We start from the raw sequence: 14,578 nt of genomic DNA, 5'->3' as shown, positions 1-14,578 counted from the left end.
AGTAATGTAAGACCAGTGACAGATAAGCATTTTGTATCAACCATTCATGTTGATACCTCTCAATGATAGTAGCGGGTTTTAGGTGCGTCTATAGCCACTAAAACCTCAGTTTTTGACCGTAAACTATGACCGCATAAAGGACTATTTAGCGTTTGCCAGTGGCTAGCAATGCCATCGGTGAACCTTTAATTGTATCCAAGGTAAACAAGGTTAGACCGTATGTTAATCACAGAATTGGGTTATTTTGCCTTGCTGGCCGCTTTTATACTGGCGATTTTGCAGGTGGTACTACCAACTATTGGCGTTATGCGTGACCATGTCGCTTGGCAGCGTCTAGCACCAAGTCTTGCATGGGCGCAATTTGCGGCCATGATCACATCATTTGCAGCATTAATGGCAGGCTTTTATTACAATGATTTTAGTCTTGTCTACGTCACGCAGCACTCTAATACGTTGTTGCCTTGGTACTATAAGTTATCTGCGACGTGGGGCGGTCATGAAGGGTCTTTGCTGCTTTGGATGACCATTATGGCCACCTGGTGTGCACTGGTCTCTTATTTTAGCCGCGGTTTACCTCTCACTATGCGTGCACGTGTACTTGTCATATTGGCTGGTGTGCAGATGATGATGCTGGCGATGCTCATCTTTACCTCATCACCATTTGATCGTACCTTACCCAATCTGCCCGTCGATGGCGCGGATCTAAATCCTGTCTTGCAAGATTTTGGTCTAATCATTCATCCACCGATGCTTTATATGGGTTATGTGGGTTTGGTTGTGCCATTTGCTTTTTGTATGGCAGCACTGTGGGAAGGTCGCTTGGACGCGGTGTGGACACGTTGGTCACGTCCGTGGGCGCTGGCGGCTTGGGGTTTCTTAACGGTTGGTATCGCGCTTGGCTCATGGTGGGCGTATTATGAGCTTGGCTGGGGTGGCTGGTGGTTCTGGGATCCTGTGGAGAACGCATCACTAATGCCATGGCTGGCAGGTACGGCGTTATTACACTCGCTTGCAGTGACTGAAAAGCGCGGCGTATTCAAGGCATGGACAATCATGCTAGCGATCTTCGCCTTTGCCCTCAGTTTATTAGGTACATTCCTTGTCCGTTCAGGTGTTATCACTTCAGTGCATTCATTTGCTGCTGATCCAACACGTGGTCTGGTGATTCTAGCCATTCTTGGGGTGATTATTGGCGGTGGACTGTTGATGTTTGCGGTACGTGGGTGGCGTCTGACAGTTGAGAGCCAGTATCGTCTGGTTTCGCGCGAGTCCTTCTTAGTGATTAACAACGTTATCATTTTGATTTCGACTTTGGTCGTATTGCTAGGGACGTTGTATCCCATAATCGCTGATTCATTTAATCTGGGTCAGGTTTCTGTTGGTCCTCCGTACTTCAATGCGCTATTTGTGCCATTAACCTGGCTACTGTTAGTGGCAATGGGTATGGGCTCTAATATCCGCTGGAAACAAGACAGCCGCCCATTACTGGGTGCTGGTATGGTTATCGCCGTAAGTAGTCTGGTGTTGGCCGCGATCATTGCCTATTTCACCAGTCCATCAGCAATGCTAAATATTGGTGTTACGTTGGCAGTCAGCTTTTGGGTACTGTTCTGGATGGTGGTCGACTTTAAAGACAAGACCAAAAACGCACCAAGTCGTCTAAGTGGACTGCGTCAGTTGCGCCTAAGTTATTGGGGGCAACAAACTGCTCATATTGGGGTGCTCGTTGCAGTTATTGGTGTGGCATTTACCACTACGCTCAGTATTGAACGTGATGTGGCGCTCGGACCAAACGATAGTGTCAATGTCCAAGGTTATGACTTTACGGTACAAGGGTTTAGCGAAGTAAAAGGCAGTAACTTTGATGCTACTCAAGCTGAGGTTGCGGTCAGTAAAGACGGTCAAGAAGTGACCACGTTATACCCTGAAAAACGCAACTATATTATCAGTATGATGCCGATGACAGAGGCAGCAATTGATGCCAGCCTGATGCGCGATGTGTATGTGGCACTTGGTGAGCCAATTGCTGAGGACAGCAACGAGTGGGCGTTCCGTATCTATGTCAAACCGCTCATCCGCTGGATATGGCTGGGTGCGCTTATTATGGCGTTTGGTGGATTGCTCAGCATGCTAGATAATCGTTACCGTATTAAAAAAACCAGAACACCTGCACAGATCGCTGCCAAAAAGTCAGGGTTTACGACGGTTGCAGATTTGGATGCGTCAGTTACAAAAACAGGGGATCATTGATATGACAGCCTCAAACAAAACACCTGACAACAATAAGCAGCAAAGTAATGCTCAACAAGGCAACAGAAAAGCCAAAAGTAAAAAATCACTAAAAATAGGGTTTTTAATACCTTTAGTAATTTTTGTTGGCTTGCTTGCTATGTTATATATGCGTCTGGGCAAACCGACCGATATTGTGACCAATACCGCACTTGAGCGTCCGGTGCCTGCTTTTGAGCTACCATTGTTGTCAGATACCAGTCGTATCATGACCAATGACAACCTGCCAGATCAGCCATTCCTCATGAATATTTGGGGCTCTTGGTGTCCGACTTGTATCATTGAGCATCCTTTTTTGATGACGCTAGAAGAGCGCGGTGTCAACTTAGTGGGTATTAATTACAAGGATGATATCGGCGATGCGTTGGGCTATCTAAATAGGGGCGGCGATCCATTCTCGATGTCTATTCAGGATCTATCAGGGCAATTTGCTTTAGATTTGGGTTTGACGGGTGCACCTGAGACCTTCGTTGTGGATGGTGAGGGAATTATTCGTCAGCATATTATCGGTGAGATCAATGAGAGCAATTGGCAAAGTCGTATCACGCCTTGTTTGATGGTGCTAAACGAAGCCAATAATAACGGTACCAGTCCAGATCCGAATCAGGTTGCGGAGGCATGTAAATGATAGCCTATAAAATAAAAATCCTGACAACAAAGCTAGCAAGCGTACTCATCGCTTGTTTATTGAGTATGACCAGTTTCGCTGCTATTGATGTTTATGACTTTGACTCTGTACAACAAGAAGCTCAGTATCGCGGTCTCATTGAAGAGCTACGTTGTCCAAAATGTCAAAACCAAAACCTAGCAGGCTCTGATGCACCAATTGCTCAAGATTTAAAGCAAAAAACTTACAACATGGTCAAAGACGGCCGAAGTGATGGTGAGATTCGTGCTTATATGCAGGAACGCTATGGCGACTTTATCAGTTATAAGCCACCAGTCCGTCCTTCGACATGGATCTTGTGGTTTTTCCCACCATTATTGCTCATCATCTTGATCATTGGGTGGTTTTGGCAAAGCAAACGGCGTCAGCTGGTCGCTAGTGGCGACAGTGGCGTGGCAGTAGAGCATACTACTGAGGCATTATCTGCCACCGAAAAAGCGGAGCTTGAGCGTTTGTTATCGCGTGCTGATAATAAAGACGATCATGACATTACAAGCCTTGGGGGCAAAAAATGACCATATTCTCTACGGTTGGCTTATTTATTGCGCTAAGCTTACTTATTACCTTATTGCTTGGTGTTATCGCGATCAAGCCATGGCTAAAAGCACCGCGCAAACACAGTAAGCCTGTGGACAATCAGCTATTAGATATCAACGTTGCCGTGTTCCGTGAGCGTTTGGCTGAGCTAAAAACAGATAAAGATAGTGGCATCATTGATGATCACCATTATCAAAACCAAAAGCTAGAGCTAGAACGTCAGCTCTTAGATGCTCAGCGTGAAGTCGCCCCTATGGTCACGCCTGGTATCAAAAGTCGATTGATCATCATCGTTTGGGTCCCCGTCCTTACAGCCATGGCCTACTTGATGGTCGCTGATCGTACTCCTGTGTTTGAGCTATGGGCTGCTGAGGACAAAGTAGGTCAAGTGGCTGATGATTTATTAACGGGTAAAATTGATCAGCCTCCAGCTTGGGCTATCGAAGATGGTAATCAGCTGATTAGTGCCATGCAGACCAATGTCTATCGCCATGCCTATGACTACAATCGCTGGATGCGCCTATCAGAGCTATTTTTATCATTAGAAGCGACTGATTCAGCGCTAGAGGCTCTATCACGTGCTTATCGTCTATCACCTGACAACGAAGAAATTGCAGCGACTTATGCGCAGATCAGTTTTTTTGCTAATCAAGGTCAGCTAGATGCCAATAGTCGCCGAGTGTTAGAAGAGTTATTGGCAACTAACCCAGAGCATGAAGGTGCACAAATGCTCATGGCAATGGGCGAGGCTCGAGCGAATAATTTTGATCAAGCACAAGGCTGGATAAAACGCTTGCGTGCTAGTATTTCTGCCAAGCCAGGCGATCATACGCAGGCGCTCTCAAGCCTAGATGAGCTGAGTGCGAATGTGGCTATCCAGCAGCAGCAAGCCTCTGAAGGTGTTGAGGTGACCGTTAAGATCAATTCAAGCTTGCTACCGTTGGTAAAAGCTGATGATGTGTTGTTTGTCGCGATTCGTGATGTCAATGGTGGACCACCGTTTGCCGCCAAGCGCTTACCGATCAGCGCCATCAAGCAAGGCGAGGCTACTATTAGCCTAAGCGATCTTGATGCTATGATGCCAGGACGTACTATAGGATCTGCTCGAGGAGACAAAGTACAGTTGGCAGTCATTGCCCGTATCAGCCACAGTGGTAACGCAGTCGCAGAGTCTGGAGACCTGTCAGGTAATCCCGTAGTGATTAGTGCTGATCAAACTCAGGCCAATGTAGAAATCAATCAGCAAATACCGTAGAGTAGTCTACTCACTGTAAAAGAGTAGCAGCGTCATTCTGGTTGTAGGTGAGCTATATTGCTTTGCAGCGGTTAGATAACGGATGGTTTTAATACTCTTTTAAGTTCGCTGTACTATAGACTTGTCTGTTACTATAAGTCGCTAGCACCTTAGTGACACTGTCCGTTATATAAGGGCGCAACAGTGTTGTATGAACAGCTAAGTCATAGCAACTCATAACCGTAATTATGAAAATACTTGAGGTTTGCAAAGCCACAAGGTAAGGTAGCTTTGCAAACCATTAATCCCTAAGTTTTATTAATCCCAAAATCCTATCTATTAAGGAGAGTCGTGTAATGATGCGTATTATTTTGCTAGGACCACCAGGCGCCGGTAAAGGTACTCAAGCCCAGTTTATTTCTAAAGAATATGACATTCCACAGATCTCAACTGGCGACATGCTACGCGCAGCAATCAAAGAAGGTAGCGAGCTTGGCAAAAAAGCCAAAGATATTATGAATGCTGGTGGTTTGGTTTCTGATGATCTTATTATCAACCTAGTCAAAGAGCGTATCGCTAAGCCTGATTGTGTCAATGGTTGTATCTTGGATGGTTTTCCGCGTACGATTCCTCAAGCGCAAGCACTTGCAGATGCTGATGTTGCCATCGATCATGTGGTCGAAATAAGCGTACCTGATGACGAAATCGTCAGCCGTTTGTCTGGCCGTCGTCAGCATCCAGGTTCGGGTCGTGTTTACCATGTGGATCACAATCCACCAAAGGTTGATGGTATCGATGATGTCACTGGCGAAGCGCTTATTCAGCGTGAAGATGACCAAGAAGCGACTATCCGCGACCGTCTGTCTACGTATCATGAGCAAACGTCAGCATTGGTTGGTTTTTACCAAGACAAAGCGACTGAGGGTGATGATGCACCTAGCTATGATAAGTTTGATGGTACGCAAGGTATTGATGAGGTTAAGCAGCAGATCTTATCAGCGCTAAAAGGCTAACGATTGATTGTAGCTAATTGATTTAGCCAGTCGATGTAGTCATTGAAGACCCTGTTTAATAGCAGGGTTTTTTATTGCTAGTGATTTTATGTCTTACAAAAAAACCTCCAAAAAAAACCGCTTACTCATTATAAGCAAACGGTCTTTCTATCAAAATTTATGACTTACAAAGCTCATATACTTTTGATTAACAACTACGTGATTAACAATTACGCATTACCTTCAGCATCAACTTGCGCTTGCTGCTGACTTTGTGCGTACGCTTGATCAAAGTTCACAGGTGCTAGTAGCAATTGCGGGAAGCTACCACGCGTCACGATGTCGCTGATGACCTCACGAGCGTATGGGAACAGCACGTTAGGGCAGTATGCACCTAAGATTTGACCGATTTGGTCTTCTGGGATGTCTTTTAGTAAGAAAATACCTGCCTGATGCACTTCAGCGATAAACGCTGCTTCTTCCGCATTTTTGGCAGTAACGCTCACGGTAAGGATGATCTGATAATGGTCATCATCTAGCTTTTCAGCATTGCTAGACAAGTTGATATCAAGCTCTGGGTTCCACTCTTTGGTGAATACGCTCGCGCCTGGTACTTCAAGTGACATATCTTTTACGTAGATGCGCTCTAATGCCAATTGTGGTTGTGCTTGTTCTTCAGCCATGATAAATCCTCTAAAATTAAATCAAATAATTGGGCAAACGGTCATTTTAATAGAAATTCATTGTAATATAAATAGGGACGAAAACTCGATGTTTTTATCACTACTTCTTGATACTGTATTTATATCAAGGACTACATTTGAATCAAAAGCTATGTTTGAACCCACCGCTGTCTGTCTTTATAGGCATAAAAACAGACAGTAGCGTAAAGTAGCAGATTAACCTGCTAATAGCTCGTCAAGTTTGCCTTGCTGGTTCATTTGGTTAAGCTCATCAAAGCCACCAACAAAGGTATCACCAACAAAAATTTGTGGCACAGTACGGTAGTTATTGGTTTTTTGCATCAATGCTTGGCGATCTTCACGGCTCATATCATGCATACCGATCTCTTCATAATCAACGCCTTTAGTTTTTAATAATTGTTTGGCGTTTGAGCAGTATGGGCAGATAGGTGTGGTATAAACTTTAACTGGTACAGTCATGGTTAATCCTTATTTATAAATTTGTGAGACAACAGCACTATTATAGATAACCTGATTGATTATCATAGTCTACGTATGGGTATAGTCTGTTATCAATGAGTAAAGTACAAATGTATTCGGTTGTGCTCACTACTAAAGTGGGGATAGGTACGACAAATTCAAGCCGTCTCAGTTTAAAACGCCTTACAGCATTAACTTTGTCACCTTAACTTTACTGCCTTATAAGTACTGCACAAAAAAAGACACCTCTTTATAAGGTGTCTTTTCATTTTTCGATCTTCAGTCAGGAAGTGGTAAACACTAACTAAGCTTATTGTTTAAGTAAGCCTGCTATTTGCTTAGACTAGGCTTTGACTTACCTTTCTTTGATTTAGTGTCTTTCACACCAACCAATGGCATGCCAGCACCTTGCCAACCACCGACACCGCCCTCTAGACGATAGACGTCATCTTTGCCAATCATTTGAATGGCTGCGCCTGCTTGTACGCCCATATCACAGATAATAATCACTGGCTGCTCAATCGCGCGAATCTCTGTTAAGCGGTCTTTGAGGTCAGTGAAAGGTATGTTGCGGCTGCCTTGAATATAACCTGATTCAAACTTCTTCTTGGCGCGAATATCGATCAGCTGCGCGTTTTGAGAGTTGACCATCATGCCAAGGGTGTTGGGCGATATTTTTCTACCGCTACGTTTGTTTTCAATGGTAAAAAACAGGATAGCAAGTACGGCTAATATACCAAATAAAAACGGGTGGTTGCCCACAAATTCCAGCGCACGATCCAAACCATACCTCCAAAAAAATAGGTGTTCTATTGAGCTGAGAAGCCAGCCCAATGATATTGAACAAGGCGCTATTATACCGATAAGGTCATCTATAGTAAACGGGCGATGACACAGGCAATAATTGGGCGATTATTGTACTTATCTATGGAGCTTCTCAGCCTAATAAAAGTATCTACTCACAATAACGCTTTTAATTCAGACGGACACTAACAAGCCAAATATTAATAAGGCTTCGTATCTGCCTCTTCTCGTAGCGTGACGAGGTTTTCAACGCGGCGCTGCAATACCTCACCATCAGCTACCGCTTGCCATAGTGCACAGCCTTTGCTGTTGTGAGTATGGCGACAGTCACGGAATTGGCAGTCACCGGCCAATGGTGCTAGCTCAACGAAGCCTGAAATAATATCGTCAGGAGTAAGGTGCCAAATACCATACTCACGAATCCCTGGTGTATCAACGATACCGCCTTGAGTGAGGTCTTCTGGGTTAAATGGCAGCAGTCGACTGGTCGTCGTGGTGTGCTGACCGAGCTTAGAGTTTTGCGAAATGACATTGACGCTCTGTCCAGAGTCAGGCAGAAGGGCGTTGATTAGACTGCTTTTGCCAACGCCAGATTGACCAGCAAAGATAACCAGCTTTTTATCTATATAGCGTTTTAGTTCATCAAGACCTTCTTGCTCATCACTCTCAGCGATGTTTTCAGGACAATCGACTGAGGTGAGCACGCTCTCATAGCCAAGCGCGGCATACTGCGCCAGTAATTCATTAGTATCCACGCCGTTTTCCTCTGCCAATAAATCGGCTTTGTTGAGGACAAGTAATGGTTTGACGCCTGCATGGTGGCATACCACGAGATAGCGATCAATTAGGGTCGGGGCGGCAGCAGGTAATGGTGCAAAGACGATAGCTAGAATATCGACATTGGCGGCGACGGGTTTGAGTTTATGATAGCGATCAGGGCGAGAGACCAGTGACGTACGTGGTTTAACCGCTTCGATACGTCCAAATCCAGTATTTGAGTCAGCATTCCAGCGTACTTGGTCGCCAGCAGCTAGCATCGGTAGATTGGTACGTACGTGGCAGCGCCAGATATCGCCGAGTGCTAGTGCTTGCCAAAACGGCTCAGGATCATCAGGGGCCACTTCTGGCTGTTCAGGTATCACTGCAGGCAGGCTCGTTACTTGTACTTCTAATTGCTTACCGTAATGCGCCATGACCACGCCATCCATCAGGCTGTCATCGATGCTGTCTTGATTAGACAATTGCTGCTTGTCGATGCGACGAATCTGTTGCTTGGTCAGTTTGCGTTGCCGGATTAATGCCATGGTTTTGTGACCTATTATAAAAATATTGCTAAGTGTAGCGTGAAAATTTGCTAACATACAGCCTAAAGCGTCTGCGGCAGACAGTGGTTTTGTAATATTGTACGACTCTAAAGGTTTTCTGAACCAAATAGCGCGTTGCAATACTGCTCGAGCATGGATGTCTACGTGTAATACGTTTTTTCAATTGTTTTTCTAAAGTTGCTTTTCCAAAATTATGAATGATAGGATATTTTATGGCTACCGGTGACCATCCCAATAAGATTAAGATCAAGAATCAAGGCAAAAAAGGGCTGGTGTGGATTGATCTAGAAATGACCGGACTCGATACGTTAAACGATGAGATTATCGAGATTGCCACTGTCGTGACTGACGAAGATTTGAACGTGCTTGCCGAAGGGCCTGTGTTTGCGATCAAGGTGTCGGATCAAGTTTTAAATAAGATGGATGATTGGAATACCAAGCAACATGGTCAGTCAGGATTGGTCGACCGTGTCCGCCGTAGTAGGGTGACACTGGCAGAAGCGGAAGCTGAGACCATCAAGTTCCTAAATAAATGGGTTGATAGTGGTAAGTCACCAATGTGCGGTAACTCTATCTGCCAAGATCGTCGCTTTATGGCGCGCCAAATGCCAGAGCTTGAGCGCTTCTTTCATTATCGTAATCTTGATGTGTCGTCGATCAAAGAGCTGTGTTTCCGCTGGCGTCCTGACATTCTAAAGAACTTTGAAAAAGGCGGCAGTCATTTAGCTTTAGACGATATTCGTGACTCTATTCGTGAGCTAAAGCACTATCGTCAGCATTTCTTTAAATTGATGGACTAGAGAGCAAGCGATAAGTAGCTCAAGCATGTAGTAAACATAAAAAGGGTCTGTTGAACTATCGACAGACCCTTTTTATATTGAAAAGATATTTTTGAAGATGCATTGTTTAAAATGCCATTAAGTTTAAAACGCCATTACACGCATTTTAGCGAATCAGAAATTCAAACTCGTACAATTCAAACTCAGCATCATTACTGCCTAAATCGTTACTATGCAAACGGTCGTTTGAATGCTCGTCATCTGTTATTGCTCCAATTACCGCACTGACTTTTGGCTGGCGAGTGTCTTTATCTAATAATCGCCAGTCGCCAAGCACATAGCGTTTTTTATCAGCGGTGGCTTGATGGATATCGGGACGATGGGTATGTCCGTGCAATAGCGCATCGCTATTGGTGATGGCTTGATATACGGCTTTATCATTCACATCCATGATGTAAGCGGCTTTATTGGCATTATTTTTCTGGCTTTTTTTGCGCATATTATCTGCGATGGCTAAGCGTTTTTCTAATGACTTGTTGAGCAGATACCACTGAGTCAGACGGTTACGCATGATTTTACGAAAGAACTGATACTTCTTGTCATCCGTGCAGAGTGCGTCACCGTGTTCCAAGCGGTAATTCTGTTGACCAATAGCCAAAGTATACGGTTCGCTGATCAGCTCACCACCGAATAGATTACAAAACGGCTGACCCAACAAAAAATCACGATTGCCGTGCATGACCAATATCTCGCAGCCATTGATACGTAGCTGCTTGAGTTTGGCGATAAGCGGCGTTAGCCAATGCGTTATTTGTTCGTTCTCTGACTTCTTTTCTTTTAATAGGGATAAATACATATCATCGCCTAGCCATACCTCAAACCAATCACCCAATATAAAGAGGCGTTTTAGTGAAGGTAGGGCAAGACAGTCATCTAATAGCGCCAAAAAAGCCTGCACTAAGGCAGGCTCCTGAGGCGATAAATGCAAATCGCTAATCAATACTTGCCGCACTTGATGAGGGCGGGTCGTGATTAAGTGATTAAAACTTTGCATTTATCTTTGTCCTCGTGACTTATCGTATAGCGAGCATGATTTAATAAACTCTATTAAAAAATGCTCGCTCATTCACAGCTATCGCTAAGTAACTATTACTGACTAGCTGCTATTGAATGACTATTACTGAGTAATGATGGTTGCTGAGTTGATAACAACTGGCTCTTTTGGCACATCAGCATGCATGCCGAAACGACCCGTTGGTACGCTGCGCATTTTTTCGATAACGTCCATACCGCTTGTTACTTTACCAAATACGGTGTAACCCCAACCTTGCATGTTTTTGCCAGAGTGGTTTAGGAAGTCGTTGTCTTTTACGTTGATGAAGAACTGGCTAGTCGCTGAATGCGGATCTTGGGTACGCGCCATTGCGATAGTACCTTTGTCATTTTTCAGGCCGTTGTCCGCTTCGTTTTCGATAGGCGCATTGGTTGGTTTTTCATTCATCTCAGCGTCCATTCCGCCGCCTTGAATCATGAAACCATCAATGATGCGATGGAAAATTGTACCGTCATACTGACCAGATTTTACGTAGTTTAAAAAGTTTTCTACGGTTTTTGGTGCTTTTTCTTCGTTGAGTTCGATAACGATCGCACCCATATTGGTTTCAAGTTCTACTACTGGTGGCATGTCTACCATGGGATATTCCTTTTTGATTGCAGCGCCTTAAATAGCACTATTGTGAGTGGTGGTTAAAAAGTTACGGGTAGTCTAACGGCTTTTTTATCCCGTGTCATGTATCAGGCTGTTAATGCGTTTGCGAAACCTGATAGAATAACGCAACTTTACCCATTTTTGACAAATTTTGATAATGCGGTCGCACTATCTAAGTTTTAATATTCTCGCTTTATTTTAATATTCTCGTTTTATTTTAACACTTTAGTTTAAACGTTTCGTGATGCGTGATGGCACGCACCATGAACTGACAATTTGCGTTAGGAGCAATGCCCGATGAGTGATCACTCAAGCAACAATGCACAAAAAGACGAAGCAAAAAACGATTTTATTCGTAATATCATTCGTGACGATGTCAATGCGCAAAAATACCAGCAAATTGTAACGCGTTTTCCGCCTGAGCCAAATGGCTACTTACACTTAGGTCATGTCAAATCTATCTGCCTAAACTTTGGGGTGGCCGAAGAGTTTGGCGGTGTATGCAACCTGCGTTTTGATGACACCAACCCAACCGCAGAAAAACAAGATTTCATTGATAATATTGAAAATGATGTGAAGTGGCTCGGTTTTGAGTGGGCAGGCGAGGCGTACCACGCATCAAGTTATTTTGATCAGCTGCATGCATGGGCAATCCAGTTGATTGAGCAAGGCGATGCCTATGTTGATTTACAGTCGCCTGAGCAAATCCGCGATAACCGTGGCTCATTTAATGAAGCGGGCACGCCTTCACCATATCGTGATGCCAGCGTCGAAGAAAATCTAGCGCTTTTCAATGATATGAAAGAAGGTAAATACGCTGAAGGTAAGGCTATTTTGCGCGCCAAGATTGATATGGCAAGTCCAAATATGAACTTGCGTGATCCTGTTATTTACCGCGTGATGCATCAATCTCATCATCAGACGGGTGATAAATGGTGTATCTATCCGATGTATGACTTTGCTCATCCGCTCTCTGATGCGCTTGAAGGTATTACTCATTCGTTGTGTACCCTTGAGTTTGAGGATCACCGTCCGTTCTACGACTGGGTCATCGAAAAAATCGGCTTTGATGTGCCGCCGCACCAGTACGAATTTAGTCGCTTAAACGTTGATCACACATTGACCAGTAAGCGTAAGCTCAAGCAACTTGTCGATGAAGGCATTGTGAGCGGTTGGGACGATCCACGTATGCCGACCGTCGCTGGTATGCGCCGCCGTGGTTATACGCCAGAGGGCTTGCGTGATTTTTGTGAGCGTGTGGGTGTGACCAAAGCGGATAGTGTGGTTGATTTTCGTCTATTGGAGTTTAGTGTTCGTCAGTCATTAGAGACAATGACTGCGCGCGGTATGGCGGTGTTAAAGCCATTAAAAGTGACGATTACTAACTTTAGCGAAGCGGTCAGCAGCTGGGAGACACAAAAAGCCGATAGTGTGAACGCGCGTTTTGATGATGAGGCGCAGACGCTTTGGTTGACTCAGCCCAAACATCCTAACGTCGACATGGGTGAGCGCGAGATCCCATTTACCGAGACGCTATACATTGATCAAGGTGATTACGAGATTGAACCACCAGCAGGTTATAAGCGTCTCTCTCCAGAAAAGCCAGAGATTCGTTTGCGGAACACCTACGTGTTAGCCGTCACTGAGCATATCACTGACGAGAGTGGCAATGTCGTCGAGCTAAAAGCAACGATTGATCCTGCCACTCTTGGCAACAACCCTGAGGGTCGCAAGGTTAAAGGCGTGATTCACTGGGTATCTGCCAGTCAAGGCGTACCAGCAATCGTACGTATGTATGAGCAGCTATTTAGCGTTGAGGATCCAAGTAGCGTCGCTGACGTTCATCAGGCATTGAATGCTAACTCATTAACTGAGCTAAATGTTGTCGTTGAGCCATCTTTAGCTAGTGCTGATGCTGGCACGCGTTTCCAGTTTGAGCGCGAAGGGTATTTCATCTCTGATAGCGAAGATCACAGTACTGATAAGCCAGTATTTAACCAAATCGTTAGCTTACGCGACAGCTATAAGCCCGCTTAATCTGATACTGACTAAATCTATAAAAGGCATTACTACGAAAGCTGATGTATTGAGATAATACTGAACAATAGTAGTTTGCAAGCAAGCCCATTTCTAGTACGCTAGGAATGGGCTTTTTTTGGACAACTATAAAGTTTTTGACAGTAATATTTGAGGAAATGAGCATGGCAAAATTTTTGAACAGCAGTGGGACGACCTATCATCTAGAAGAATTGATTAAAAATGCATCTGATCGGTTGATTATTATTAGCCCATACTTAAAGCTTAATGAACGCATTAAAGAGCTGCTAGAAGACCGCAACCGCCTTAAAATCGATATTCGCATTGTTTATGGCAAGAATGATTTACATCCAGAGGAAATAAATTGGTTAAAAAACTTAACGTTTATTCGTACTAGCTTTTGCAAAAACTTGCATGCCAAATGCTACCTGAATGAAAACGAATGCATTATTACCAGTTTAAATCTTTATGAATTTAGCCAAGTCAATAATAATGAAATGGGCGTGCTGATTTATCGTAATGATGATGCCAAACTTTATGCCGATACTTACGAAGAAGCACAGCGCATCATTCGTATCAGTGATGAGGTTAGAATGTCTCTTGAAAAGGTAAGTGACACCCAAAGTCAGTCTGAATCTAATACCAAAATAGCAAGTACAGCATCTCAGTCGCCAGCAACGTCGACTGCGTCAACGACAGATGCCACACCTAATTATTCTAAATTGACCACCGCCAAGCTTGCTAAAGAGTTGGGTTTGAAAACTCAAGAGTTGAATGAAAAGCTGCTGGCAGCGGGTTATCTAGAAAAGCAAGAGGGTGAGCTTGTATTGACCGATGCTGGACGTGCTGCTGGTGGCACTAGTAAAAAGGGCAAGTTTGGTGAGTTCTGCTTGTGGGATGCAGGCATGGTTGTATAAGAAGCTGTGAGAATAGTTACTTGTTTACTTAGTGGTAAATGGAATAACCGCATTACAATCCGTCACAAGACATTCATAACCAGTTTGTTACTATAAAGTCAGTTTTTAGGGATGTGCTTGGTTTTT

14 protein-coding genes are annotated in these 14,578 nt (G+C 44.2%); 8 read left to right on the top strand and 6 right to left on the bottom strand.

Annotated features, from left to right (window positions below):
- Nucleotides 1-219: 219 nt before the first annotated feature.
- The 5 genes from AC5JPT_RS05445 to adk all read left to right on the top strand — a co-directional run bounded on the left by AC5JPT_RS05445 (nt 220) and on the right by adk (nt 5,740).
- Nucleotides 220-2,250 (top strand): heme lyase CcmF/NrfE family subunit, encoded by a 2,031-nt coding sequence (locus tag AC5JPT_RS05445; RefSeq protein WP_493857386.1) that lies wholly within the window; start codon nt 220-222, stop codon nt 2,248-2,250.
- 1 nt (nt 2,251) lies between these two features.
- Nucleotides 2,252-2,917, top strand: coding sequence for a DsbE family thiol:disulfide interchange protein (locus AC5JPT_RS05440; RefSeq protein WP_493857385.1), 666 nt, complete (start codon nt 2,252-2,254; stop codon nt 2,915-2,917).
- Between the two features lie 65 nt (nt 2,918-2,982).
- On the top strand, nt 2,983-3,471 hold the full coding sequence (locus AC5JPT_RS05435) for a cytochrome c-type biogenesis protein (protein WP_442967645.1): 489 nt from the start codon (nt 2,983-2,985) through the stop codon (nt 3,469-3,471).
- Nucleotides 3,468-4,748 (top strand): c-type cytochrome biogenesis protein CcmI, encoded by a 1,281-nt coding sequence (gene ccmI / locus AC5JPT_RS05430; protein WP_493857384.1) that lies wholly within the window; start codon nt 3,468-3,470, stop codon nt 4,746-4,748. Before AC5JPT_RS05435 ends, ccmI begins: the two co-directional genes overlap by 4 nt.
- A 338-nt stretch (nt 4,749-5,086) precedes the next feature.
- Nucleotides 5,087-5,740, top strand: a complete 654-nt coding sequence (gene adk / locus AC5JPT_RS05425) for an adenylate kinase (protein ID WP_319050671.1) — start codon at nt 5,087-5,089, stop codon at nt 5,738-5,740.
- A gap of 209 nt (nt 5,741-5,949) precedes the next feature.
- Here the strand turns inward: adk and secB are convergent, their stop codons facing one another.
- The 4 genes from secB to rsgA all read right to left on the bottom strand — a co-directional run bounded on the left by secB (nt 5,950) and on the right by rsgA (nt 8,990).
- Nucleotides 5,950-6,402, bottom strand: coding sequence for a protein-export chaperone SecB (gene secB / locus AC5JPT_RS05420; protein WP_493857383.1), 453 nt, complete (start codon nt 6,400-6,402; stop codon nt 5,950-5,952).
- Nucleotides 6,403-6,618: 216 nt separating this feature from the next.
- Nucleotides 6,619-6,882, bottom strand: coding sequence for a glutaredoxin 3 (grxC, locus tag AC5JPT_RS05415; RefSeq protein WP_319050641.1), 264 nt, complete (start codon nt 6,880-6,882; stop codon nt 6,619-6,621).
- Nucleotides 6,883-7,212: 330 nt separating this feature from the next.
- A complete protein-coding gene (locus AC5JPT_RS05410; RefSeq protein ID WP_493857382.1) occupies nt 7,213-7,665 on the bottom strand; it encodes a rhodanese-like domain-containing protein in 453 nt (150 codons plus the stop codon).
- A gap of 221 nt (nt 7,666-7,886) precedes the next feature.
- The gene (rsgA, locus tag AC5JPT_RS05405) at nt 7,887-8,990 is read right to left on the bottom strand and encodes a ribosome small subunit-dependent GTPase A (RefSeq protein WP_493857381.1); all 1,104 of its coding nucleotides are present in this window, start codon (nt 8,988-8,990) and stop codon (nt 7,887-7,889) included.
- A gap of 233 nt (nt 8,991-9,223) precedes the next feature.
- Between rsgA and orn the strand changes: the two genes are divergently transcribed.
- Nucleotides 9,224-9,811: an oligoribonuclease gene (orn, locus tag AC5JPT_RS05400; protein ID WP_493857380.1), complete on the top strand. Its 588-nt coding sequence runs from the start codon at nt 9,224-9,226 to the stop codon at nt 9,809-9,811.
- Nucleotides 9,812-9,956: 145 nt separating this feature from the next.
- Here orn and AC5JPT_RS05395 read toward each other — a convergent pair whose 3' ends face one another.
- Both AC5JPT_RS05395 and AC5JPT_RS05390 read right to left on the bottom strand, forming a co-directional pair.
- Entirely contained in the window at nt 9,957-10,844 is an 888-nt protein-coding gene (locus tag AC5JPT_RS05395; protein WP_493857379.1) for a UDP-2,3-diacylglucosamine diphosphatase, read from the bottom strand.
- A gap of 123 nt (nt 10,845-10,967) precedes the next feature.
- Complete coding sequence (locus AC5JPT_RS05390; RefSeq protein WP_057760980.1) at nt 10,968-11,483, bottom strand: peptidylprolyl isomerase; 516 nt, start codon at nt 11,481-11,483, stop codon at nt 10,968-10,970.
- A 312-nt stretch (nt 11,484-11,795) separates the two neighbouring features.
- On the opposite strand from AC5JPT_RS05390, the gene AC5JPT_RS05385 reads away from it, so the two are divergent.
- Nucleotides 11,796-13,535 (top strand): glutamine--tRNA ligase/YqeY domain fusion protein, encoded by a 1,740-nt coding sequence (locus AC5JPT_RS05385; protein ID WP_493857378.1) that lies wholly within the window; start codon nt 11,796-11,798, stop codon nt 13,533-13,535.
- A gap of 164 nt (nt 13,536-13,699) precedes the next feature.
- Nucleotides 13,700-14,452, top strand: coding sequence for a phospholipase D family protein (locus AC5JPT_RS05380; RefSeq protein WP_493857377.1), 753 nt, complete (start codon nt 13,700-13,702; stop codon nt 14,450-14,452).
- Nucleotides 14,453-14,578 lie beyond the last annotated feature (126 nt).

It is taken from the genome of Psychrobacter sp. H26 (genome assembly GCF_059073035.1).
This window is presented reverse-complemented; position numbering and strand designations above follow the sequence as displayed.